Origin of the sequence: Acetobacter oryzifermentans, from assembly GCF_001628715.1 — a bacterium.
Taxonomy (GTDB): domain Bacteria; phylum Pseudomonadota; class Alphaproteobacteria; order Acetobacterales; family Acetobacteraceae; genus Acetobacter; species Acetobacter oryzifermentans.
Genome location: NZ_CP011120.1, coordinates 1,801,479 through 1,825,903 on the forward strand (window position 1 = coordinate 1,801,479; position 24,425 = coordinate 1,825,903).

Annotated in this window: 23 protein-coding genes and 2 tRNA genes; 3 read left to right on the forward strand and 22 right to left on the reverse strand. The window is 52.7% G+C overall.

The window, feature by feature from the left end; all coding sequences use genetic code 11:
• Positions 1 to 10: 10 nt before the first annotated feature.
• The 13 genes from WG31_RS08475 to WG31_RS08535 form a co-directional block, all read right to left on the reverse strand.
• On the reverse strand, positions 11 to 652 hold the full coding sequence (locus WG31_RS08475; RefSeq protein WP_063354251.1) for a complex I 24 kDa subunit family protein: 642 nt from the start codon (positions 650 to 652) through the stop codon (positions 11 to 13).
• Positions 649 to 1,929: an NADH-quinone oxidoreductase subunit D gene (locus tag WG31_RS08480; protein ID WP_063354252.1), complete on the reverse strand. Its 1,281-nt coding sequence runs from the start codon at positions 1,927 to 1,929 to the stop codon at positions 649 to 651. The genes WG31_RS08475 and WG31_RS08480 overlap by 4 nt, the downstream gene beginning before the upstream one ends.
• Positions 1,929 to 2,588 (reverse strand): NADH-quinone oxidoreductase subunit C, encoded by a 660-nt coding sequence (locus WG31_RS08485; RefSeq protein WP_063354253.1) that lies wholly within the window; start codon positions 2,586 to 2,588, stop codon positions 1,929 to 1,931. Before WG31_RS08485 ends, WG31_RS08480 begins: the two co-directional genes overlap by 1 nt.
• On the reverse strand, positions 2,581 to 3,141 hold the full coding sequence (locus WG31_RS08490; protein ID WP_006116559.1) for a NuoB/complex I 20 kDa subunit family protein: 561 nt from the start codon (positions 3,139 to 3,141) through the stop codon (positions 2,581 to 2,583). Before WG31_RS08490 ends, WG31_RS08485 begins: the two co-directional genes overlap by 8 nt.
• 18 nt (positions 3,142 to 3,159) lie before the next feature.
• A complete protein-coding gene (gene ndhC, locus WG31_RS08495; protein WP_019088394.1) occupies positions 3,160 to 3,525 on the reverse strand; it encodes an NADH-quinone oxidoreductase subunit A in 366 nt (121 codons plus the stop codon).
• Between the two features lie 231 nt (positions 3,526 to 3,756).
• A tRNA-Val gene (locus WG31_RS08500) sits at positions 3,757 to 3,831 on the reverse strand.
• A gap of 86 nt (positions 3,832 to 3,917) precedes the next feature.
• Positions 3,918 to 4,205, reverse strand: coding sequence for an HU family DNA-binding protein (locus tag WG31_RS08505; RefSeq protein ID WP_003624117.1), 288 nt, complete (start codon positions 4,203 to 4,205; stop codon positions 3,918 to 3,920).
• A 144-nt stretch (positions 4,206 to 4,349) separates the two neighbouring features.
• A complete protein-coding gene (gene lon, locus WG31_RS08510; protein ID WP_063354254.1) occupies positions 4,350 to 6,872 on the reverse strand; it encodes an endopeptidase La in 2,523 nt (840 codons plus the stop codon).
• A 198-nt stretch (positions 6,873 to 7,070) separates the two neighbouring features.
• Positions 7,071 to 8,336, reverse strand: coding sequence for an ATP-dependent Clp protease ATP-binding subunit ClpX (gene clpX / locus WG31_RS08515; RefSeq protein WP_006116556.1), 1,266 nt, complete (start codon positions 8,334 to 8,336; stop codon positions 7,071 to 7,073).
• Between the two features lie 120 nt (positions 8,337 to 8,456).
• A complete protein-coding gene (locus WG31_RS08520; protein WP_019088390.1) occupies positions 8,457 to 9,119 on the reverse strand; it encodes an ATP-dependent Clp protease proteolytic subunit in 663 nt (220 codons plus the stop codon).
• Positions 9,120 to 9,293: 174 nt separating this feature from the next.
• Positions 9,294 to 10,628, reverse strand: coding sequence for a trigger factor (tig, locus tag WG31_RS08525; RefSeq protein ID WP_006116554.1), 1,335 nt, complete (start codon positions 10,626 to 10,628; stop codon positions 9,294 to 9,296).
• Positions 10,629 to 10,716: 88 nt separating this feature from the next.
• Positions 10,717 to 10,801: transfer RNA gene (locus WG31_RS08530), tRNA-Leu, on the reverse strand.
• Positions 10,802 to 10,850: 49 nt separating this feature from the next.
• On the reverse strand, positions 10,851 to 12,314 hold the full coding sequence (locus WG31_RS08535) for a bifunctional ADP-dependent NAD(P)H-hydrate dehydratase/NAD(P)H-hydrate epimerase (RefSeq protein WP_063354255.1): 1,464 nt from the start codon (positions 12,312 to 12,314) through the stop codon (positions 10,851 to 10,853).
• Between the two features lie 158 nt (positions 12,315 to 12,472).
• Here WG31_RS08535 and WG31_RS08540 point away from each other — a divergent pair, with 158 nt between their 5' ends.
• The 3 genes from WG31_RS08540 to WG31_RS08550 all read left to right on the forward strand — a co-directional run bounded on the left by WG31_RS08540 (position 12,473) and on the right by WG31_RS08550 (position 16,330).
• On the forward strand, positions 12,473 to 12,928 hold the full coding sequence (locus tag WG31_RS08540) for a hypothetical protein (RefSeq protein WP_063354256.1): 456 nt from the start codon (positions 12,473 to 12,475) through the stop codon (positions 12,926 to 12,928).
• A 180-nt stretch (positions 12,929 to 13,108) separates the two neighbouring features.
• Entirely contained in the window at positions 13,109 to 15,022 is a 1,914-nt protein-coding gene (locus tag WG31_RS08545) for a DEAD/DEAH box helicase (RefSeq protein ID WP_063354257.1), read from the forward strand.
• Positions 15,023 to 15,031: 9 nt separating this feature from the next.
• On the forward strand, positions 15,032 to 16,330 hold the full coding sequence (locus WG31_RS08550; RefSeq protein ID WP_063354258.1) for a class I SAM-dependent RNA methyltransferase: 1,299 nt from the start codon (positions 15,032 to 15,034) through the stop codon (positions 16,328 to 16,330).
• On the opposite strand, the gene WG31_RS08555 is transcribed toward WG31_RS08550, so the two are convergent.
• The 9 genes from WG31_RS08555 to WG31_RS08595 form a co-directional block, all read right to left on the reverse strand.
• Entirely contained in the window at positions 16,284 to 16,652 is a 369-nt protein-coding gene (locus WG31_RS08555) for a HesB/IscA family protein (RefSeq protein WP_063354259.1), read from the reverse strand. The genes WG31_RS08550 and WG31_RS08555 overlap by 47 nt on opposite strands.
• A gap of 25 nt (positions 16,653 to 16,677) precedes the next feature.
• Entirely contained in the window at positions 16,678 to 17,166 is a 489-nt protein-coding gene (locus tag WG31_RS08560; RefSeq protein WP_006116549.1) for an SUF system Fe-S cluster assembly protein, read from the reverse strand.
• Positions 17,153 to 17,605 (reverse strand): Fe-S cluster assembly sulfur transfer protein SufU, encoded by a 453-nt coding sequence (sufU, locus tag WG31_RS08565; protein ID WP_006116548.1) that lies wholly within the window; start codon positions 17,603 to 17,605, stop codon positions 17,153 to 17,155. The genes WG31_RS08560 and sufU overlap by 14 nt, the downstream gene beginning before the upstream one ends.
• Positions 17,602 to 18,849, reverse strand: a complete 1,248-nt coding sequence (locus WG31_RS08570; RefSeq protein ID WP_006116547.1) for an aminotransferase class V-fold PLP-dependent enzyme — start codon at positions 18,847 to 18,849, stop codon at positions 17,602 to 17,604. Before WG31_RS08570 ends, sufU begins: the two co-directional genes overlap by 4 nt.
• A complete protein-coding gene (gene sufD, locus WG31_RS08575; protein WP_209439393.1) occupies positions 18,849 to 20,111 on the reverse strand; it encodes a Fe-S cluster assembly protein SufD in 1,263 nt (420 codons plus the stop codon). Before sufD ends, WG31_RS08570 begins: the two co-directional genes overlap by 1 nt.
• Positions 20,112 to 20,128: 17 nt before the next feature.
• The gene (gene sufC / locus WG31_RS08580; RefSeq protein WP_006116545.1) at positions 20,129 to 20,899 is read right to left on the reverse strand and encodes a Fe-S cluster assembly ATPase SufC; all 771 of its coding nucleotides are present in this window, start codon (positions 20,897 to 20,899) and stop codon (positions 20,129 to 20,131) included.
• Between the two features lie 13 nt (positions 20,900 to 20,912).
• A complete protein-coding gene (gene sufB / locus WG31_RS08585) occupies positions 20,913 to 22,403 on the reverse strand; it encodes a Fe-S cluster assembly protein SufB (RefSeq protein WP_063354261.1) in 1,491 nt (496 codons plus the stop codon).
• Between the two features lie 3 nt (positions 22,404 to 22,406).
• A complete protein-coding gene (locus WG31_RS08590) occupies positions 22,407 to 22,871 on the reverse strand; it encodes an SUF system Fe-S cluster assembly regulator (RefSeq protein WP_063354262.1) in 465 nt (154 codons plus the stop codon).
• A 123-nt stretch (positions 22,872 to 22,994) separates the two neighbouring features.
• Entirely contained in the window at positions 22,995 to 24,359 is a 1,365-nt protein-coding gene (locus WG31_RS08595; RefSeq protein ID WP_082823173.1) for a DUF445 domain-containing protein, read from the reverse strand.
• Positions 24,360 to 24,425: the final 66 nt, after the last annotated feature.

Below are 24,425 nucleotides of genomic sequence, written 5' to 3' on the forward strand. Positions count from 1 at the left end.
GCCGTTTCTCCTATTTCTGATCCGGGGATGATGCAGACGTTTCCAGAAGGGTTTTTCTGCCGCCTTCCGGTGCTGAGCACATACGGTTGATAGCTGGACCGGCTTCTGGGTGACGGCCTGCACGCAAATCTGCAATTAATGCTTCTGTGCGTGAACCATCCATATCCTCGTAGTAATCATCATCAACTTGCAGAATAGGTGCATTGGCACAGGCACCCAGGCATTCCACTTCGGTTAAGGTAAACAAACCATCATCGCTGGTTTCACCAAAATGATGGATCCCTGTTGCCTTACGGCAAGCCTCTGTTACCGCATCCGAGCCACGTAGCCAGCACGGTGTGGTTGTGCAGACCTGAAGATGGTAGCGGCCAATCGGCTTTGTGTTGAACATGGTGTAAAAAGACGCCACCTCATACACGCGTATTGGTGCCATCTCTAACCTGTGGGCAATATCATCCATTGCCACAAGCGGTATCCATGCACTACCGGTTACGCGGCCCATCTGGCGCTGCGCAATATACAAAAGAGGCATAACCGCACTGGCTTTGCGTTCTTCTGGATATTTTTTAAGAACATTTACAATTTCTGCTTCAGATTCATCATCAAAAACAAAGCTGTCCGGCTGTTTTGCCGGGGCCCAGGTGGTGTTCATCGGTCAACCTCCCCGAACACAAGATCAAGCGATCCGATAATGGCCACCATGTCCGCCAACATACCGCGACGGGACAATTCATCGATGGCCTGAAGGTGAGCAAATCCTGTTGGACGAATTTTGCAGCGATACGGCCGGTTACTTCCATCGGCAACCAAATACACCCCAAATTCTCCTTTAGGACTTTCTACCGCTGTATAGGTTGCGCCGGGGGGAACGTGATACCCTTCGCTAAACAACTTGAAGTGATGAATAAGCGCTTCCATAGAACGCTTCATTTCTGCACGAGGCGGCGGGCTGAACTTGGGGTCCTGCACCTTTACATCCCCAGGACGTATCTGGGTCAGACATTGCTCAATAATCTTGACGCTTTCTCGCATTTCCGCAACACGCACCAGATAGCGATCATAACAATCACCCTGCCGCGCAACCGGCACATTGAATTCAACCTTGTGGTAATTATCATAGGGCTGATTACGGCGCAGATCCCACGGCACACCAGAAGCACGTAAACATGGGCCACTAAAACCCCAAGCCAACGCCTGCTCTGTTGTGAAAACACCAATACCCACTGTGCGTTGTTTCCAAATACGGTTTTCAGTGAGCAGCCCCTCGAGTTCATCAATCCATTTTGGGAACTCTTTGGCCCATGCGCCTATTTTATCTTCCAACCCTGCAGGCACATCACGCGCGACACCCCCCGGACGGAAATAATTGGCATGAAACCGTGCCCCAGATGCAGCCTCGTAAAACTCCAGAAGTTTTTCGCGCTCTTCATATCCCCACAAAGCCGGGGTAACAGCCCCGCAATCCAAACCCATAGCTGTAAGATTGAGAATATGATTTAGAACGCGCGTTATTTCCGCAAACATAACGCGCAGCCACTTGGCGCGTTCTGGAATATCAATACCCAGAAGTTTTTCCGTAGCCAGAGCAAAAGCCTGCTCCTCACACATCGGAGAAACGTAATCCAGCCGATCAAAATACGGCAAAGCTTTCTGATAGGTTTTGTATTCTATGAGTTTTTCTGTGCCACGATGCAAAAGGCCGATATGGGGCACGGCACGTGCCACTACCTCGCCTTCCATTTCCAAAACCAAGCGCAACACACCATGCGCGGAGGGATGCTGAGGCCCGAAGTTGAGTGCGTGAGAATCAATTTCCACAATTTTGCGTGGTTCTTCTTCCGCCACTTTTTCGGGCACAAGGCTTTCTGGAACATCTTGATGCAGCACAGTATCTGCTGCTTCAACAAAGCTATTTTTCAATTCAGTCATCAGCCGGACCTCTTCATGCCCTGTCTGACTTCATGCGCTTTTTCGTCTCCCGGCAAAGTCAGCATGCCTTCCCATGGGGAAACGAAATCAAAATCACGAAAATCCTGTGTTAAAGAAACAGGTTCTTTCACAACTTGCCTGCGTTCCACATCGTAACGGACCTGTTCATAACCCGTTAATGGGAAGTCCTTACGCAGTGGATGTCCTTCAAACCCATTATCTGTAAGGATACGCCGCATATCGGGCTGATTGGAAAAGACCACTCCAAACAGATCGTAGCATTCACGCTCCCACCATGTGGCACAGGGCCACAAATGGTGCACAGAAGGTACGGGCATAATTTCATCTGTTTGCACAATCACCCGGATACGGTGGTTATGTGTGACAGACAGCAAATTATAAACAACATCAAACCGCCGCGGTCGTTCGGGAAAATCTACCCCGCACAAATCCATCAACTGTTCAAAGCGATAGGATGGATGATCCCTTAGCAATTCGAGAAAATGCAATAAGTGATCGCGTTCTATACGAACAACCAACTCACCTTTTTCTACTGCCGCATAGGATACGGAAGGCAAGGTTACCATGAAGGTAAAGGCCATGGCAGACAGCCGCCCCTCAAGGCGACCTTGCCGAGGATTTACAGGAAGTTCAGCCACGAAGAATGGTCCCCGTCCGACGTATTTTTTTCTGAAGCAGCATAATGCCGTAAATCAAAGCCTCTGCCGTTGGTGGGCAGCCCGGCACATACACATCTACAGGCACGATGCGGTCACACCCCCGCACAACAGAATACGAATAGTGATAATAGCCGCCTCCATTAGCGCAGGAGCCCATGGAGATAACCCAGCGTGGTTCGGCCATCTGCTCGTACAATCGGCGCAGCACAGGGGCCATTTTGTTGGTAAGCGTGCCAGCCACAATCATAACATCAGACTGACGCGGAGACCCACGCGGGATGATGCCCATGCGATCCAGATCATACCGCGGCATGTAAGCGTGGATCATTTCCACCGCGCAGCAAGCAAGCCCAAAGGACATAGGCCACAAACTGCCTGTTCGCCCCCAGTTTACCAACTTATCCAAATTGGCAACAACAAAGCCTTTTTCGGCCAGAACCCCTGTAATGCCCCGCACAACAGCATCTTGCTCTGGGCCGGGTGGAAGCGCTTCGCGGTTCCATAGCACCGCATCCTGCTGGTTGGCTGTCATGGCTGTATCTCCCTCACCTCAATCCCAATCCAGCGCGCCTTTGCGCCATTCGTACAAAAAGCCAATGCCCAGCACGGCCAGAAATCCAAGCATGGAAAGAAAGCCAAACAGCCCAATGCGCCCCAGCGTGATGGCCCAGGGAAACAGGAATGCAACTTCCAGATCGAAAATGATGAACAGGATGGCAACCAGATAAAAACGCACATCAAAACGGCGGCGCGCATCATCAAATGCTTCAAAACCGCATTCATAAGCTGTCAGTTTTTCGGAATACGGTTTCTGGTGGCCGCTCAGCAGCGCCATACCCAGCATGGCGGCGGCAATAATAACCGACATGCCCCCAAACACGAGAACTGGCGCGTAATCACCAAGAACAGACTGCATGGTGTGGTTCCTGCACATGTTTAAGCCGCAGTGGCTTGTGTTTCATGCAGCAACCCTAGCCCCAACATCCTACACACGGATATGCACGAACGCGTTGGGTATGGGGCACTTTCTTGTGAAGGCCGAATTTTAAGGAGAAATTGAGGAGCCAGAGAATGCTCTGACAAACACCACACACAGGCAGCAATGGAACTAAGTCCATTGTGCGTGTGGGTTACCATTTGGGGAAAATGGTGGGCAATGACGGGATCGAACCGCCGACCATCTCGGTGTAAACGAGACGCTCTACCGCTGAGCTAATTGCCCGCGCCCTATGTGCCATAAACAGAAAAGGCCGACAACCCCTTTTTTTGAGATTGTCGGCCTTTTTCAGAAAAAATTTTCTGACGGAATTAACCGCTGACGGCATCCTTTAGCGCCTTGCCCGGCTTGAAGCGGACAGAGGTGGAAGCAGGGATATCGATTTCTTCACCCGTACGTGGGTTACGGCCTTTAGCAGCCTTGCGGGTTGCGGTCACAAATGTGCCAAAACCAACCAGACGCACTTCCTGCTTTGTGGACAGGGCCTTTTCGATCGCACCGAATACGGCATCGACCACTTCACCGGCTTTTGCCTTGGGCAGGTCAACAGCTTCAGCCACGGCTGAAACGAGTTCCTGCTTGTTGAGCGGCTTCTCCATCCTTACGCCTTTCTATTTCTTATATCTGTTCGGAACGGCGGGCGGCCTTTTCGTCCGCCTGTCCGCTACCTGAACGCACTATGAAGCCGTTTTTCGCCACGTCAACCAAGCAAACGCAACTTCGTACGCTCTTAGCCCTTCTATTCAGTGTGGCAACACCGGAAGAGCGGATTCTCCACCTGCTGCTGGCAGTGGATCTGGCACATCTTCCCACTCAATTGGCTGAGGCTGACGCACCAGCGCACGCGCCAGAACTTCATCCACATGAGAGACAGGAACGATTTCCAGTTTCTTCTTCACGTTTTCAGGGATTTCCGTAAGGTCCTTCTCATTTTCCTTGGGAATGAACACTGTACGAATACCCGCACGCAAAGCCGCAAGCAGCTTTTCTTTCAAGCCACCAATAGCCAGCACACGCCCACGCAATGTGATTTCACCTGTCATGGCGACATCCCGACGAATGGGAATACCTGTCAGCACACTCACTAAGGATGTGACCATAGCCACACCGGCCGAAGGACCATCTTTGGGAGTCGCACCTTCTGGCACATGCACATGGAAGCTGCGCTTATCAAACAAGGTGGGCACAATGCCAAAGCTAGTTGCCCGACTCCGCACAAAGGAGAACGCTGCAGAAATGCTCTCCTTCATAACGTCGCCCAGCTTACCGGTTTCAACAATACCGCCCTTGCCTGGCACCATAACACTTTCAATGGTCAGGATTTCCCCGCCCACTTCGGTCCAAGCCAGACCGGTTACAACGCCAACCATGTCTTCTGCTTCGGTTTCCCCATAGCTGAAACGACGCACACCTGCGTATTTGTCCAGATTCTTAGGAGTAACAGAAACCTTCTTAGCCTTACCGGTGACAATTTCTTTCACGGCCTTACGGGCAAGCCCCGCAAGTTCACGTTCCAGATTACGCACGCCAGCCTCACGCGTGTAATAGCGAATCAGATCCCGCACGGCGTCATCTGTAATCGACCATTCATCCGGTTTGAGGTTATGCGCCTGTGTCTGCTTGGAAATAAGGTGGCGCTTGGCAATTTCCACCTTCTCGTCTTCTGTGTAACCGGACAGACGAATGATTTCCATACGATCCAGCAGAGGCTGCGGCATGTTCAGGCTATTCGCCGTTGTAACGAACATGACATCAGACAGATCATAATCCACTTCCAGATAATGATCTGCAAATGTGCTGTTCTGCTCTGGATCCAACACTTCCAGCAGTGCAGATGCTGGATCTCCACGCCAATCAGAACCCAGCTTGTCAATTTCATCCAGCAGGAACAGCGGATTCGAAACTTTCGCCTTCTTCATCCCCTGAATGATCTTGCCAGGCATGGAGCCAATATACGTACGCCGATGACCACGAATTTCAGCTTCATCCCGCACGCCACCCAATGACATACGTACGTAATGCCGCCCCGTTGCCTTGGCGATAGAACGTGCCAAAGACGTTTTACCAACACCGGGAGGACCTACCAAGCACAGAATCGGGCCTTTCAGCTTCTGAGACCGGCTTTGAACAGCCAGATATTCCAGAATCCGTTCTTTAACTTTTTCTAGCCCGTAGTGATCTGCATCCAGAATTTTTTCTGCTTCTGTCAGATCATGCTTTACCTTGGTGCGCTTTTTCCACGGAATACTCAGCAGCCAATCCAGATAATTCCGCACAACTGTAGATTCGGCAGACATCATGCTCATGCCGCGCAGTTTTTTAAGCTCCGCTACAGCTTTTTCGTGTGCTTCCTTAGAGAGCTTGGTTTTGGCAATGCGTTCTTCCAGTTCGGATGTTTCATCCTTACCGTCTTCGCCTTCACCCAGCTCCTTCTGAATCGCCTTGAGCTGTTCGTTCAGATAATACTCGCGCTGCGTTTTTTCCATCTGACGCTTAACGCGGTTGCGAATTTTTTTTTCGACCTGAAGAACATCAATTTCCGCCTCAATATGTGCGAAAACCTTTTCCAGTTGCGCCATCACTGTTGGCGCTTCCAGAATTTCCTGTTTTTCCGCAATCTTGAGGTTCAGGTGGCTGGTTACGGTATCTGCCAGCTTAGCCAGATCACTGATCTGGTTCAGAGAGACCAGCACCTCGGACGCAATCTTTTTGTTGAGCTTCATATACTGCTCAAACTGAGACACGATAGAACGGCCAAGTGCTTCGGCTTCTGGCCCTTCAGCCGCCTGCTCTGGCATGTCCTCAATATCGGCCTCAAAGTGCCCTTCCACCTCGTGCAAGGTTTTTACGCGTACGCGCTTCACACCTTCCACCAGCACCTTCACGGTGCCATCCGGCAGTTTTAGAAGCTGCAGAATGGTTGAAAGTGTACCCACCCGATAAATATCATCGGCGGAAGGATCGTCCTGCGCAGCATCCTTCTGGGCGACCAGCAGGATATGACGGTCATCTTTGGTGACCGTTTCCAACGCTTTTACAGATTTCTCACGCCCAACAAACAAGGGCACGATCATGTGCGGGAACACCACAATATCGCGCAGTGGCAGCACAGCCACATGCACAGGGGCCTTAACTTCCTGCACTTCTGGCTCTGCCGTAGCTTCTACTGCTGTTGTGGTTTGAGGTGTGGCTTCTGCTGCCACTTCCGGCTTGGTTTTTGTTGCAGTCCGGCGCCTGCGTTTCACTGGTTTTTCGTTATCAGCCATGATGATGACCTCCTGACAAGGACGATCCGGACACGGCACCCGCCTTGCGGCATACCCTATTCCGTACAAGAGCCAACGCGGTGAAAGCTCTTTTGTCTATCCTTATGTCGTTATTCACAGCGTTTTACACAATGGGACAGTGACAAAAACAGCGCTGGAGCATGTGCCGCCAGCGCTGTTTTGTGAATATTCCCCAACTTAAGCAGATTGTTCTGCCGGGATTTCTTTCTTTTTCCCGTAGACATAGACCGGACTAGCCTTGCCTTCCGCGACATCCCGGTTAACCACCACTTCCTCTACATTTTCGAGGCCCGGCAGATCGAACATGGTCGACATTAGGATACTTTCCAGAATGGAACGTAGCCCACGTGCGCCAGTCTTTCGCACAATAGCGCGATCTGCGATGGCTTTGAGTGCATCATCCGTGAAGTCCAGCTGCACATCTTCCATCTGGAACAAACGCTGATACTGCTTGACCAACGCATTCTTGGGTTCTGTCAGAATCTTGATAAGCGCAGCTTCATCCAGATCACCCAGCGTTGCGATAACTGGCAGACGCCCGATGAATTCCGGAATCAAACCAAACTTCATCAAGTCTTCCGGTTCCACGTCGTGCAGGATTTCCCCTGTCTTACGCTCATCCGGGGCGCGCACATCGGCGCCAAACCCAATGTTGGTTCCTTTACCGCGGGCAGAAATAATCTTGTCCAACCCAGCAAAAGCACCACCACAGATAAACAGCATGTTGGTGGTATCTACCTGCAGGAACTCCTGCTGCGGATGCTTGCGCCCACCCTGTGGCGGAACAGAAGCGACTGTGCCTTCCATAAGCTTCAGCAGCGCCTGCTGCACACCTTCACCACTTACATCACGGGTAATGGAAGGGTTGTCTGACTTTTTGGAAATCTTGTCGATTTCATCAATATACACAATGCCACGCTGTGCACGTTCAACATTGTAGTCAGATGCCTGCAACAGCTTGAGAATAATGTTTTCAACATCTTCCCCCACATACCCTGCTTCTGTCAGGGTTGTGGCGTCTGCCATTGTAAAAGGCACATCCAGAATACGCGCCAGTGTCTGAGCAAGCAGGGTTTTACCGGAGCCTGTAGGACCAATAAGCAGGATGTTGGATTTTGCAATCTCAACATCACCGGCTTTGGCAACCTGCGTCAGGCGCTTGTAATGGTTATGCACAGCCACAGACAAAACCTTTTTGGCTTGAGCCTGCCCGATAACATAATCATCCAGAACCTTGCAGATTTCCCGCGGTGTCGGCACACCCTCGCGCGATTTGACAAGGGATGTCTTGTTCTCTTCACGGATGATATCCATGCAGAGTTCAACACACTCATCACAAATGAACACCGTGGGGCCGGCAATCAGCTTGCGGACCTCATGTTGTGACTTTCCACAGAACGAGCAGTAAAGCGTATTCTTGGAATCACCGGACTTCGTATTCATCAGCCCACTCCCTCGATCATCCCAGGCCCCATCGCACCGAGAGCCGAGTCCCAGAACGTGTGTGCCTGCCTTACGGCAGGCGTCTTCCCTATTGTAACAGGAAGATTACTGTACGCCAGATTAAGGATGACTTTTATCCTTCTTGCCTGTTTCTGTCGCCTTATGGTGGCTGATCACCTCATCCACAATCCCGAAGGACTGAGCTTCGTGGGCGGACATGTAAGTATCACGCTCCAACTTCTGCTCAATTTCCTCCAACGTGCGACCTGTATGTTCACGGTAGATTTCATTCAGCTTCTGACGAATGATCAGAATTTCACGCGCCTGAATTTCAATATCACTCGCCTGACCCTGCGCGCCACCAGAAGGCTGATGCACCATAACGCGCGCATTTGGCAGCGCGAAACGACGCCCTTTTTCACCCCCAGCCAGCAACAAGGAGCCCATAGAGGCTGCCTGCCCGATGCACACTGTGCTTACGGGGCTGCGGATGTACTGCATGGTATCATAAATTGCCAAACCGGCAGAAACCACGCCACCCGGGCTGTTGATGTAAAAAGAGATTTCCTTGTTCGGGTTCACGCTTTCCAGATACAGAAGCTGCGCGGAAATCAAGGATGCAACCTGATCGTACACGGGACCAGTCAGGAAGATGATCCGCTCTTGAAGCAGGCGGGAATAGATATCAAACGCCCGCTCACCGCGAGAGGTCTGTTCGACCACCATCGGTACCAGCGCATTGCTGAAAATCTCAACGGGATCACGATCCCTCATACCACTCATTCCCGTATAAAAAACTGAATTAGCCCTTCCCGCCTTCCTGCGCAAACACAAGAAAGCTCAGGCACTCTGGTTCAAGATAGAGATAAAGTGGAAAGATGCCACCCCGGAAAAGAAAAACATGCCCAAAAAGAATGTCCCGCCAGTTCACACTGGCGGGACACGGCCTTTTTCTTATTAGATATTCGCTGGTGGAATATCTGAAAGTTCCTCTGGTGTGACCTCTTTATCCGTCACTTTAGCCAGTTCAATCAGGTAATCGACAACCTTGTTTTCAAAGATTGGCCCCCTGAGGGATTCTGCGGCCTGCGGATTCTTCTGGAAGAATTCGAACACCTGCTTTTCCTGACCCTGATAGCGCATGGCTTCTGCCCGCACTGCCCGGCCCAATTCGTCCGGCGTAACCGTAATATTGTTCTTACGGCCAATTTCAGCCAGAAGCAGACCCAACTTTACGCGGCGTTCCGCAATTTTGCGGTAATCAGCGCGAAGGGTTTCTTCGTCTTTGTTCTTGTCTTCGTCATCAAGCTGGCCAGACTTACGGTCTTCTTCAACGCGCGCCCAGATCTGGTTGAATTCTGCATCCACCATGCCTTCTGGCGCGGTGAAATCAGTTTTCTTTGCCAGTTCATCCAGCAGCTCACGTTTGATACGCAGACGAGAAAGCTGATCATATTCGCCTTCAATCTGCTTGCGAATCAGATCTTTGAGCTGATCAAGGCTTTCAAAGCCCATCTTCTTGGCCAGTTCATCATCAATCGGCGCATCAACAGGCTTCTTGATCTGCTTGGCTTTGATATCGAAGGTTGCTTCTTTACCTGCCAGCTCAGTTGCGCCGTAATCTGCGGGGAAAGTTACCGTAATAACTTTTTCTTCACCCGGCTTCATGCCTTCGATCTGCTCAGCAAACCCAGGAATAAAGCCTTCACCGCCGATTTCAACGTTCACATCTTCAGCGGAACCGCCTTCGAAGGGAACACCGTCGCGCTTACCAACAAAATCGATAGCTACCACATCACCTTTGGCAACGGGGCGAACTTCTTCCACCACTTCAAAAGTGCGGCCGCGCTTAGCGATATCTTCCAGCACCTTGTTGATGGCTTCATCGCTTACGTTCGCCTTCAGGCGTGTCAGCGTGAGATCAGACAGGTCTGGCACAGCGATTTCTGGCAGAAGCTCTGCTTCAACTGTGAATTCCAGATCTTTTCCATCATCGGCCTGACCCGAAACCAGATCTACCTTAGGCTGACCAGCAGGACGGATACCGCGTTCGTCAAAAACGTTACGCAGAGCATCAGATACCGTCTGTTCCAGCACTTCTGCCCACACGCTTTCGCCGTAACGCTGCTTGGCCAGAGAAACAGGCACCTTACCCGGACGGAAGCCCGGCAGATTTAGGTTTGCTGCAACTTCCTTCAGCCGCGCATCACGCTTGCTGGCAATTTCCGCCGCTGGAACTGTTACGGTAAAACCACGCTTCAGCCCTTCGGAAAGGGTCTCGGTAACCTGCATCGGTCAGGCCTTCCTTTCGGTACAAAACTCAAACACCCGCTACGCAAAGGCCGTCGCGGACCAGGACGGGAGCATGACTAAAATAAATTGGTACGGGTGGAGGGACTTGAACCCCCACGACTTGCGTCACCAGAACCTAAATCTGGCGTGTCTACCAATTCCACCACACCCGCTCACAATGCTCACCGTCACGAGTTGGGTGGACTTAACCCAAACATTCGCTCACGGCAAGATGCCGATGTGCGAGTTCACCCTCTGTTTCTGCATATGAGCTGCTTTTTCTCGCGCAGCGCCCAAATGAAGGTCCAAATCTTCCGCCACAGGCCACGGCCCGGCTTGCCGCCCAGCCTCCCCATGCAGCCACACGCCAGCACATGCAGCCTCCCACTCCGGCATACCAGCAGCCAGCAGGGCTGAAATAACACCAGAAAGTGTATCCCCTGAGCCCGCTGTGCCTAAAGCTGGAGTTGCATGGTCATTAATTGCAAGCCGCCCGTCTGGCGCCGCAATCATGGTGGAAGCCCCTTTTAGAACCACCACAGCCCCAATCTGCTGGGCCGCCTGCCGAATATGCTCTGGCGGATTACTGCCCACTGGGCCGAATACACGGGTAAACTCTCCAACATGCGGCGTTATAACTGCAACGCCTTTAAGTTTTTCAGGGTCGCCCGCAGAAGCGCTTAAAGCACCGGCATCAGCCAAAACGCTCTTTTCTGCCGCTAACAACACCGGCAGCGTGGCCTGCACTTCCGCCTCTGTTAAACCGGGGCCGCAAACCCACACGCGGCGGCGCTTGTCTTGCAACAATGTCGGCAACGGTGCCGCATCTACAATAAGGCCGGGCGCACCCAGTTTATAAGCCGCAGCACCCGCCCCAGCAGCCACACGCACCAAACCAGCACCGGCAGCGCGTGCACCGCCTGCACATAAGCGGGTTGCACCCGGCATGGATTCGCCCGCGCAAATACTCACTACACCGCGCGTATATTTATGACTTTCAGGGCCGGGAATCGGCAAATGCCACAAGCCGGGCTCATTCCGCCACGTTGTTGGAGGCACCTGATCCAACGCAGTTTCTGGGATTCCGATATCTGCCAGAATCAACCGCCCCAGATATTCTCTGCCCGGATATAGTAAATGCCCCGGCTTGAACCGGCAGAACGTCACCGTCATGGCGGCCTGCGGTGCATATCCACGCACCAAGCCTGTCGCGCCATCCACACCTGAAGGCATATCAACAGCAACAATACGCCGCGCCGCTTGCAGAACTTCAACAGGCAAACCCGTAACGTCTCTGCTCAATCCTGCACCGAAGATAGCATCAACCACCAAATCTGCCCGCGCAGATTCCTGTGCTGAAAATGGCACGCGAACACCTCGGAATCGGGCCGAGGCTTCTGCCGCCGCGCCGCCCAGCTTGGGCGCCACCATTTCCGCTACAGCCACAGGCCAACCTGCATCATGAAGATGCCGCGCAACCACGTATCCATCCCCCCCGTTATTGCCGGGGCCACACAGCACAAGCACGCGGGCTGGCTTTTCGTATCGGAAAATAGCGCGTGCCACCGCGCGGCCAGCATTTTCCATCAATACGGAAACGGGCACAGTCTGCGCCGAAATATGGTCAATTTTCTCCATTTCATCAGGGGAATAAACGCTCAGAAGAGAAGGATATATTGCTGCCATACCGAGCCTCCACACATAGAGCAGACGATAATTTGTGCAAATATAGCCTCTTGCGCAGTGTCCGTCCCCTTGGCAATCAGGCAGCAGACAAGCGTTGGACGATACCCCCTTCCCCGCCCCGCGCCTTTTTCCTGCATTAACGCCAAGCGGAGTTCAGCATGCCCCATTCCATTCTCTGGAGCCTTGTTCTCACCCTCCACCTTGTCAGCATCATCTTGTGGATTGGTGGTGGTGCCTATGCCGTTATTATTTTGCGCCCGAGCCTGCGCTTACTGGATGCAACGCAGCGCAATTCTGTGCATTTGCAGACATTGGCCCGCTTTTTTAAGGTTTTAACACACGTTATCCCCACAGCACTGATTACCGGCTGGCTGCTGATTATTCATGAAGGTGGGTTTGCAAACGCACCATGGACAACCAACCTCATGCAGCTTTTGGGCGTTATCATGGCTGTGCTGTTTGTTATGATGTACACAGGGCCTTACCAGAAAGCACGGCGCTCCATCCGCCCGCAGCCTTCTGTGTTCGACTCCATCCGCTCCCGCGTGCTGCTTATTGTTGCGTTGGGCGTGCTGGCAGTGCTTTCTGCCTGCCTTGGCCATCCTTTTGCCTAAGAAACACAGTAACATTCTGCCAAAAACTTGATTTCAGGCCAAAACAGCTTTATCGGAACAAACGCCTGACCGGGTAGATACGTGAATCGGTGCCTCAGTCACTTTAGTTGAGGCACCCCGATACGGGCAGGCTCTTCAGCCAGTGCTGACAACAGACAGACCTACGGTTCCGAGAGCAGATTGACAGCTAAAACGCCCGCCTCCCCCCGCAAGACAGCAACACGTAGCCGCAAAAAAACGGCTACCCCTGCCCCTGTGAGCGCAGCAGACGCCGCAGAAGATACGGGCACGGCAACCGAAGCTCCCGCTGAAAAAGCGGTTGCAGCCGAGGCAAAACCTGCCCCCAAAAAACGTGTTGTAAGACGCCGGAAGCCAAAAGTAGAAAAAGCTGAAGAACCAGCTCCAATCGCCCCAGAACAGGCCGAAGCAACCCTAGCAACAGAAGTTCCCGCTCCCGTAGAAGCCGCGGCTTCTGCTGTTGAGGTTGTTGAGCAAGCGCCTGAAGTTGCGCCGGAACCCCCTGCGGAAAAGCAGCCTGCTCCAAAAGCCAAAGCAGAAGAAAACGCCACTCCAGAACTGGTTCCTGCTGAAAAAACCGCAGAAATTACCGTTGAAGCCGCAGAAGATACGGACTCCATCACATTTGCTGATCTGGAACTCTCCGAGCCTCTCCTACGTGCTATTTCGGACATGAGCTACACACACCCCACCCCCATTCAGGCTCAGGCTATTCCGGCCATTCTGATGGCGCGGGATGTTATGGGCGTTGCACAGACAGGAACGGGTAAGACTGCGTCCTTCACGCTACCCATGCTGGAGATTTTGGCGGATTCGCGGGCACGGGCCCGTATGCCGCGCTCCCTTATTCTGGAACCCACGCGTGAACTGGCGCTGCAGGTTGCAGAAAATTTTGTGAACTACGGCAAATACCTCAAGCTCAACCATGCTCTGCTGATTGGCGGAGAAAGCATGGCAGATCAGAAAGAAGTGCTGAACCGTGGTGTGGATGTGCTGATTGCCACCCCCGGCCGCCTGCTTGATCTGTTTGAACGCGGCGGTTTGATGCTGAACCACACCGGCATTCTGGTGATTGATGAAGCTGACCGTATGCTGGATATGGGCTTCATTCCCGATATTGAAAAAATTGTCGGGCTGTTGCCTCCTAACCGGCAAACACTGCTGTTCTCCGCCACTATGGCGCCGACCATCCGTAAGCTGGCAGATACCTTCCTGCATTCTCCCAAAGAAATTACGGTTGCACGGCAATCTTCTGTGGCCACAACCATTACAACCGGCATTGTGGTGGTGGATGAATACAGCAAGCGGGAAACGCTCCGCCAACTGTTGAAAGACCCTGCGCTACAGAATGCTATTGTGTTCTGCAATCGTAAGCGTGATGTGGATATTTTAACCAAATCGCTCGTGAAGCATGGCTTTTCAGCCGCCGCTTTACATGGCGATTTGCCCCAGTCCGTGCGCTTTTCCACGCTGGAAAAATTCAAGAACGATGAACTGAAAGTGCTTGTGTGCTCAGACGTAGCCGCACGTGGCATTGATATTGGCGGTCTTTCGCACGTCTTCAATTTTGATCTGCCCTTCCATGCAGAAGACTATGTGCACCGAATCGGACGTACTGGCCGTGCAGGGCGTGAAGGCCACGCGTACAGCATTGCAACGCCGTATGATAAAGCGCTGGCCGAAGCTATTGAAAAGCTGACAGGCAAAGAAATTCCGCGCATGGCGCTGGATGGTGTGAAGCAGCTTGAATGGTCTGATGAAAAGCGGCCACCGGCTGGGCGCGCACGTAAACCCCACACACCACAGCGTAATCGGGAACGTGAAAATCCAGCTCCTGCAGCACGCGAACAGCAGCAGCCTGAAGCCAAACTCCAGCAGACAGCACGCCCAGAACGTCAGCCTACGCGCAATACACGCCATCAGCGGGATGAAATTCCGCCCGCTCCCGGTGGTGACGTACAGGGCTTTGGCGATATGGTGCCAGCGTTCATGCTGCTGCCGCGCCGAAACTCTGTTAGGCCTGCCTCACCGGGCACAGATGCAACGGCTGAACGCGCCGCAGATACGCACGCCTGAACATAATCTGTGACTGAAACTTACGATACGGATGTTCTCTATCTGGCAACGCAGGGCGATGGTGCCGTGCGTACGCCAAATGGTTCTGTAGTTTACGTTCCGGAAACTCTTGCTGGTGAGCATGTGCGTCTGAATAAAAATTCAGATGGCAAGTGGCAGCTTGTTGAAGTTCTTCAACCTTCACCAGACCGGCAAATACCGCCCTGCTCCTTGTTTGAACACTGCGGTGGCTGCACGCTCCAACATGTAAAGCCTGCTGCTATTTTGCAGTGGAAAATGGCTACTGTTCAACACGCTTTACAAAAGGCTGGGTTTAACAACCTTCCGGCATTTTCTGCCGAGCAGGTGCAGCCATACTCTCGCCGTAGAGCAGATCTGGCAGTAAGGCGTCAGCCTGATGGCATCATCATTGGGCTTCATGCGCGCAATAGCCACGCCGTTACAGACCTTACCACCTGCGTTGTGTTGCACCCCGACATTCTAGCGGCCCTACCCGCTTTTCGGGCCACACTCCGCAGCTTGAATGCCATTCGGCGTGAAGCCAATTTACATATCAATCTGCTGGATTCTGGGCTGGATGTTCTGTTGCAAACAGATGGGCCGCTAACTGCACCAGACCGCGTGCGTTTGGCGCAACTGGCTACAGAGCAGCGCATTCCGCGTATCAGTTGGCAGTTGATTAAAGATACAGGTCAGCCAGAAGTCGCGGCACAATCAGGCTCTGTTGTTCAGACAATTGCTTCTCACCAAATTACACCGCCACCTGGCACTTTTTTGCAGGCAACAGGTGAAAGTGAGAAATATATTCAGGATGCCGTTGTAAAAAGCCTGCCCGCCAAGCTGAACCGCCGTGATATTATTACCGAGCTTTATGCTGGTTGTGGCACTCTTACGTTTTCATTGGCAGAACGTGCCCGCGTAAACGCTTACGAAGGCTATGCACCCGCTTTGGAAGCCCTGAAGAAAGCGACAGGCGGCACACGAATCAGCACATTCTGTCGGGACCTAAACCATCAGCCGGTTTTGGCTAAGGAAATAGCAGCTTCCGCTGTAGTTGTGCTGGACCCCCCGCACGCAGGGGCAAAGTTGCAAATGCGCCAGATTGCTCAAGGGTTACCCACCCACATTATTTATGTAAGCTGTAACCCCGCCGCCTTGGCGCAGGATGCAAACCTGCTGGCCAAAGCTGGATATACGGTGGAAAATGTAACTGTAATTGACCAGTTTTTATGGTCTGCAGAAATTGAAGCCATTTGTAGCTTCAAACGTGAAAACTCTCGCCGCAGCCGCAACGGCCTTTCTCGTTAGGGTTGGAAAACACAAACCCGGCCTCCAGATCACCTTCCTGATAATCCATTTCAGAACCAATCAGGTAAAGCGTAGCTTTGCGATCTACCAGCAAGGTTATGCCGTGATCTTTTACCACTTCATCACTCTCACCTGCTGTATCCACAAACTGCATGTCATATGCTTTGCCGGAGCAGCCTTTGGTGCTTACAGAAATACGCAGCAACTGGCCCGCATGTGCCGTGGCATATAAATGCTGCAACCGATCTGCCGCAGCTTGAGACACCCGCATAAGAGGAGGAAGTTCCCGCTTTGTGGGAGCAACAGCCGTTTTCTGAGACATTTTATACCCTCACCTTGTTTTCGGTTCAGAACATGTTCAGCGCGAGACGGGCTTCATCACTCATACGCGACATATCCCACGGTGGATCCCATACCACTTCCACTTCAGCGGATTTTACGCCCGGCACTTTTTCCACTGCTTCTTTCACCTGTACAGGCAGCTCCTGCGCACTGGGGCAGTTGGGGGCTGTTAGTGTCATTTCAATACGCACGCGGCCATCATCATACAGGTCGATTGCGTAAATCAGGCCAAGTTCATAGATGTTCACCGGAATTTCCGGGTCATGCACTGTGGCAATCGCCTCAATAACCGCATCTTCCGAAACTGCACCGGCAGACTGCGGTTTAGCGGGCTGTTCTGCCCCCTCATCCGGTGTCCAGCTTTCTACTTTTCCGGCTTCATTTCCGGCAGGTGCATGATCAGCATGCAGCACATCGGCAGAAGCCTCTGCTGTTTTAGCTTCCTTTTCTACTCCTGGTAGAACGGGAGCATGCACGTCTTCAGACGTCGGCATGAGAAAGCGCCTCCTTTAACGCAATCCAAGGCAGTTCGGCACATCGTATCCGTGCCTTGTGAGACCGCAGAGGCTGGAAAACCTCTAACGGCCCTAATGAAGTATCCGCCGGTGCGGCAGGGGAACTTTGCCCCACCAGCATGGCAGAAAACCGACCAGATAGGCTGACAGCTTGCGCAACATCCAAACCAGAAACCTGCTGCGCCATTAAATCAGCCGCTGCTGCACAAATGGCGCATCCACGTGTGGTGTGACGCACACTTTGGATATGGGTTGCATCCAGTGCGATATCCACCCGTGTTTTATCCCCACACATGGGGTTTTTGCCTTCGCCCTGCACTGAAGGTGCTTCCAGCTTGCCCGCATATTGCGGAGCACGCGCGCGCTCTACAATCACGCGGTCATACAGGGCATCAGAATCTGGCACGGTTTGTGTCACACAAAAAATTCCCGGATACGCACCAACGTATCGGCAAGCGCGTCTATTTCTTCCTGCATGGTATAAATACCAAAGCTGGCACGTGCTGTGGCCGTTAGCCCCAAGCGACGCATAAGCGGCTCTGCACAATGGTGGCCCGCACGTACGGCAATACCGTTGCGATCCAGCAACGTAGCAATATCATGCGGGTGCACATCTGCCATGGTAAAGGAAATAACGCCTCCACGCTCTTTAGGCTGCCCAACAATGTTCAGCCCCGGAACAGTGCTCAGACGCCCCAACGCGTAGCTGGTTAAAGCCTGTTCATGCGCTGCAATGGCATCAAAACCAAACTTTTCCACCCAAGCAATTGCAGCACCAAGGCCTATGGCTTCAACAATCGCAGGCGTGCCCGCTTCAAACTTATGTGGAACATTCGCCCATGTGGATTTTTCAAATGTTACGGTGGAGATCATGTCCCCCCCGCCCATAAATGGCGGCATATCTTCCAGTAGCGCACGCCGCGCCCACAAAACACCAATGCCGGTTGGGCCATATAGCTTATGCCCGGTAAAGGTATAAAAATCTGCTCCCAAAGCCTGTACATCTGTGCGGTGGTGCACCACGGCCTGGCTGCCATCAAACAGCACCAGCGCACCGGCTGCATGCGCCATATCAGCAATCTGGCGCGCTGGTGTAATGGTGCCCAGCACGTTGGACATATGGGTAATAGCAACAAGTGCTACTTTGCCATCAGACAAAAGCTGGCCGAACGCATCCATATCCAGATCACCAGCATCGGTAATCGGGGCTATGCGCAATTCAATGCCCATACGGTCACGCAGCATCTGCCACGGCACTAGGTTGGCATGGTGTTCCATTTCGGAAATAACCACAGCCTGCCCCGGCGTAAGCAGAGAACCAAAGGAATACGCAACCAGATTAATAGCTTCTGTGCTGTTACGGGTAAAAACAATTTCTTCCCGCGAAGGTGCGTTGAGAAAGCCCGCAACCTGATCTCTAACAGCTTCATAAGCCTCGGTTGCACGTTCACTCAGCCAATACAGGCCACGGTGAATGTTGGCATACTGATGGTGCATGGTGTGCACCATAGCATTGATAACGGCATCCGGCTTTTGGGCCGAAGCGGCGCTATCCAGAAACACTAACGGGCGATCGTGCACTTTTTCCGACAGAATAGGAAACTGCTTACGAATAGCAGCCAGATCCAGCCCGGATGTGTCTGTAATAGAAGGATGAGACATTACGCGGCCTTCCTTTCAGCAGAAAAACGGATTGCCAGCATGGCGCGGCAGTATTCCTGCGCCGTTTCATCTTCAATGAGGGAAAGTGCTTCATCCAGAAACGCTGCAATCAGGATCTGGCGGGCCTGTGCCTCTGGCACACCACGGCTACGCATATAAAACAGTTGGTCATCATCCAGCGCCCCCACAGTTGCCCCGTGGCTGCAACGCACATCATCCGCATAGATTTCAAGCTCAGGCTTTGCGTCAATTTCTGCGTTTTCAGAAAGCAGCAATGCCTGATTCATCTGGTAGCCATCGGTTTTCTGGGCAACCTGTTCAACCAGCACCTTGCCTTGGAAAACACCCCGCGCGTGGCCATCCAGCACATTCCGAACAGTCTGGCGGGAAGTGCAGTCCGAAGCTGCATGGGTGATAACGCTCGTGATATCCCCCACCTGATGTTCTGCAAGATTTTGCGCACCATTTACATGCAACTGAGCATGTGGTGCCTTCAACCGTGCATGCACTTCATGCCGAGACAACAAGCCACCCAAACCAAGGGCAAAGCTATTGTAAACGCCATGCCCAGCAACCTGCACATAGGTTGTGGCCAACACTATGGCTTGCAGTCCTTCTGTCTGCAACGTGGTATGATAAAGTTTGGCTCTTTCTCCCACCGTTACTTCCATAACCGGATTATGGAAATACTGCCCAACACCTGCGCTGAGTGACAGCAAGGAAAGATGCGCACCTTCTTCCAACACCACGCTATGGCGTGGGTGGAAAGAGATTGCGGTATCGCCCGCTACACCCAGAGAAATCAGAAGCACGCGCCCTGCATCTGCACCCTTGGCAACGTGCAATGTGGCACCGTCTTCCACCAAAGCCGTGTTCAGCGCCACAAGAGGATCTCTATCCGGGCTGGCCTGCACATCTGATGCCAGATTGTTCTGGCTAAAAAAGGAAACATCCACACCTTCTGGCAGAAGGCTGAGATCTTTCACAAATCGGCCATTTACAAACACAATGCGTGGCACAGACTGCACCGTATCATGCTTGCTAAGCAGGTTATCCAACAGGCTTTTTGCCTGCGCTGCATCATATTGCGCTGGTGGGGCCTGAAATTCCTGCGCGGCTAATGGGCGCAGGCTGGTATATTTCCACGCCTCTATATGCCTGTCTGGCAAGCCGGTTCTGAGCAGTGCGCCAATGGCTGCTTGCTGCTCTACCCCTTCAACATCGTTCAGGCGTTGCGCGAACGAAGATAGAGGGCCGCTCATATCTTTGCTGATCGCGTTCACGCCGCCTCCGTCAGAAACTTGGTGTAGCCTTCCTGATCAATTCTCTTGGCCAGTTCTGGCCCACCAGAAAGAATAATCCGGCCTTTGGCCATAACGTGAATGCGGTCTGGCACCAGATAGTCCAGCAGCTTTTGGTGATGCGTAATAACCAGTGCAGAGAAATCTGGTGAGCGCAAACGGTTCACCCCTTCCGCCACAATACGCAGGGCATCCACATCCAGCCCACTATCGGTTTCATCCAGAATGGCGAAAGAAGGCTGAAGAAGTGTCATCTGCAACACTTCATTGCGCTTTTTTTCACCACCAGAGAACCCAACGTTGACGTTACGCTTGAGCATATCCGGCGCCATGGAGAGAGACTTGGCAGCCTCACGCGCCATTTTCAGAAATGCAACGGCATCCAGTTCTTCCAACCCACGGGCACGGCGCACAGCATTTACCGCCGTGCGCAGGAAATTGGCGTTATTCACACCCGGCAATTCAATAGGAGACTGGAACGCCAGAAACAGGCCCGCAGCAGCACGTTCTTCCGGCTCCATAGCCAGCAGATCCTGCCCCTTGAAGGTAACAGATCCAGCCGTAACCTCGTAATCCTCACGCCCGGCCAGAACATAGGAAAGGGTAGATTTACCACACCCGTTCGGCCCCATAATGGCATGCACTTCACCCGGCGGAATGGTGAGATCCACACCACGGAGAATCTGCTTTTCCTGCCCATCGGCATCAATCCGGGCGCACAGACCGGAAATTTCCAAAAACTGGCTCATGTTCTGTACTCCCTTAGCCTACGCTGCCTTCAAGGCTGATCTGCAACAGTTTCTGTGCTTCCACAGCAAATTCCATGGGCAGTTCCTTAAGAACATCCCGGCAGAAACCATTTACAATCAACCCAACCGCATCTTCTTCAGATAGGCCGCGCTGGCGACAATAAAAAAGCTGATCTTCTGAAATCTTGGATGTTGTGGCTTCGTGCTCAATACGCGCTGCCATGTTCCGGCTTTCGATATACGGCACAGTATGCGCGCCGCATTCATCACCAATCAGCAGGCTATCACACTGGGTGAAGTTACGTGCGCCAGAAGCCTTGGGCTGCACACGCACCAGACCGCGATATGTGCTGTCTGAGCGCCCTGCGCTGATAGTTTTCGCAATGATGGTGGAGCGGGTATTGCGCCCGATATGAATCATCTTCGTGCCTGTATCTGCCTGCTGGCAGTTGTTGGTAACAGCCACGGAATAGAATTCACCCACAGATCCATCACCTTGCAAAATGCAGGATGGATACTTCCATGTAATGGCAGAACCTGTTTCCACCTGTGTCCATGAAATTTTGGAGCGAGCCCCACGGCACGCGCCACGCTTGGTCACAAAGTTGTAGATACCGCCGCGCCCTTCGGAATCACCGGGGTACCAGTTCTGCACCGTGGAATATTTGATGGAAGAATCTTCCATCGCCACCAGCTCCACCACTGCCGCATGTAGCTGATTTTCATCCCGCATAGGGGCTGTGCAACCTTCCAGATAGGAAACGGAAGCACCATCCTCCACCACAATCAGGGTGCGCTCAAACTGCCCTGTATTGCGCGCATTGATACGGAAGTAGGTGGAAAGCTCCATCGGGCAACGCACCCCTTTGGGCACGTACACAAAAGAGCCATCGGTAAATACCGCGGAGTTAAGGGCGGCATAGAAATTATCTGCCACCGGCACTACGCTGCCCAGATATTTACGCACCAGTTCTGGATGTTCCTGCACGGCCTCAGAAATAGGGCAGAAGATCACCCCTGCTTCTTCCAAGGTTTTACGGAAAGTGGTGACAACGGAAACACTGTCAAACACCGCATCTACAGCAACAGGTGGACGCGCCGTTTCACCTTCGGGCAATTCCACACCTGCCAGCATAGCCTGCTCATGTAGGGGAATACCCAGTTTTTCGTAGGTTCTCAGAAGTTCCGGATCAACCTCATCCAGAGATTTCGGGCCTTCTTTCTTGCGCGGAGCGGCATAGTAATGCGCATCCTGATAATCAATCGGCGGGTAAGAAACCTTGGCCCACGTAGGCTCCTGCATGGACTGCCATTTGCGGAATGCCGTCAGGCGCCATTCCAGAAGCCATTCTGGTTCGTTCTTACGCGCAGAAATCAGGCGGACGATGTCCTCATTCAACCCTTTTGGGGCGAGATCCATCTGAATATCTGTTTCAAAGCCCCACTTGTAAGTGGACTGGCCGAGCTTTTCGACCGCTTCGCGGGTTTCAGTAACTGCCGGCATGGTTCAGATCCCCTCACGTGGCATAGCAGCGCTGGGCTGCGTATTGGATCGTGGCATGTTTGAAAAACACGATGCCTTGCTGCGCATGCTTTCCAAGGAAATGCCCTCCAACGTGGTTCGTATGGCCTGATTAATGGTATCCCAACTGCCACACAGACCGCACGACACGCCGGTATCACACTCTCCGCCATCTACACAGGCTGTGAGCGCAATCTTGCCATCTACGGCTGTAATAACACTGGCAACAGAAATATCTGCCAAATGTCTGGCAAGGCGGTATCCGCCCTTTGCCCCACGCTGGGAAAGCACAAACCCATGCGCAGACAGCACCTTAAGCACCTTGGCCACTGTTGGCTCTGGCACCCCTGTAATAGCTGCAAGTGTTGGAGACGTTACAACGCCTTCCTGCTCACCCAGTTTTACCAAGATGACGATTGCATAATCCGCCAGGCGGGAAAGTTTCAGCATTATCTGCCCTTGACCCAATTAAAGACCTGAGCGGTCCTGTTTCGGATACATGGCGACACACTGCCCTTGCGTCAACCCAAAACAAGCGGACAAAAGCATCCAGCGCAAACGTGATCGGCTGCCTTATTGCGCGTTCAACCCAAATAGAAGCCGCAATACAGCAAAAAGCAGCGCCCCCACACCAAAGCCAACCAGGGTGCCGTTAAACCGGATAAACTGCAGATCCTTACCAACCCGAAGTTCCAGTTTTTCAGCTATTTCCACAGCATTCCAGCCAGAAACCACACGGGAAATAAACTCTGCCATACGTTCACGCATGAAAGGGAGCATCTTCAAAACAGTGCGGTTTACGCTATCCATAATCCGTTGCCGCATGTTCTGATCATAGCGCATCTGGGCAGCCATGCGTTCAAGCGCATCCTGCACCACGGATGCTATGCGGCCTTCTGGATCTTCCACATCTGCTTCCACCATACGCCGAAAGCGCAGCCAGATGTCTCCCCACCACCCCACAACACTTTCATGGGAAAGCACGCTCATAATGGTTTGGGAAAACTCTTTTCCCTTTTCAGGGTCCGTTTCTATGCGGTCAATCTGGCCACGCACCCAGTTGGTAAAGCCTTCACGCAGGCTAGAATTCTGTGGGTCGATTCGCTCAAGTTCCTTGGCCGCTGCCAACAAAACCTTGGTGGCAATAGATCCACCAATGGCCCAACCAAGCAAACGACCGCCCTGTTCACGCACGCGCTCTTCAATCATCTGGCGCAGCGCGCCTTCTTTGGATTGTAACGCATCCTTGATCTGCTCAAGCAGAAAGGAGAGTACTTCCTGATGCTTGTCATCATCCACAAGGCTGCGCAGGGCACGCGCAATAATAGGTGCTAGATTACTGCCACCCAATAGCTTGGGCATAACACGGGCAACTGCATTGCTGGCGCGCCCATCTTCCAGCCTGTCCAGCATTTGGGGCAAAGAGCGTGTTATGGATTTTACCAAAGCATCCCGCGTGCCGGGATCATCCAGCATATCCGCCAAAAAAGCAGGAAGATCGACCTGCCCCAATACGCGCTCAACTTCCTTTTGGGTAAACACCTGCCCCGCAACAAACCGCCCCAGTGCGCGGCCAAGCCTATCCTTTTGTGCAGGTAAAATAGCGGTGTGCGGAATGGGCAAACCCATAGGCCGACGAAATAGCGCCACCACGGCAAACCAGTCTGCCAAGCCGCCTACAACGCCTGCCCGCGCCCCAGCCCGCAACATTTCCAGCCAGAATCCATCTCTTACCCATCCGGCGGCTGGTGCTGCATACCCCAACACCGTTACCCCAGCCATAAGGCCAACCAGCCCTGTAGCTGCATTTTTGTATCGCCGCAGTGTCTGGCGGGCAGCGAAATCCGCGTCCTGATGAGGTTGAGATATCATATCCCACTCAATAGCACTGTGCGCAAACACCCCCAAGAGTGCGTGAGCTGGTTGCATACAAAACATAGACGTGAAAAGTTGTTCATCATTCTTTTCAAGCTATTTCGTTGTTATTTCGATTCATTCCGGCTT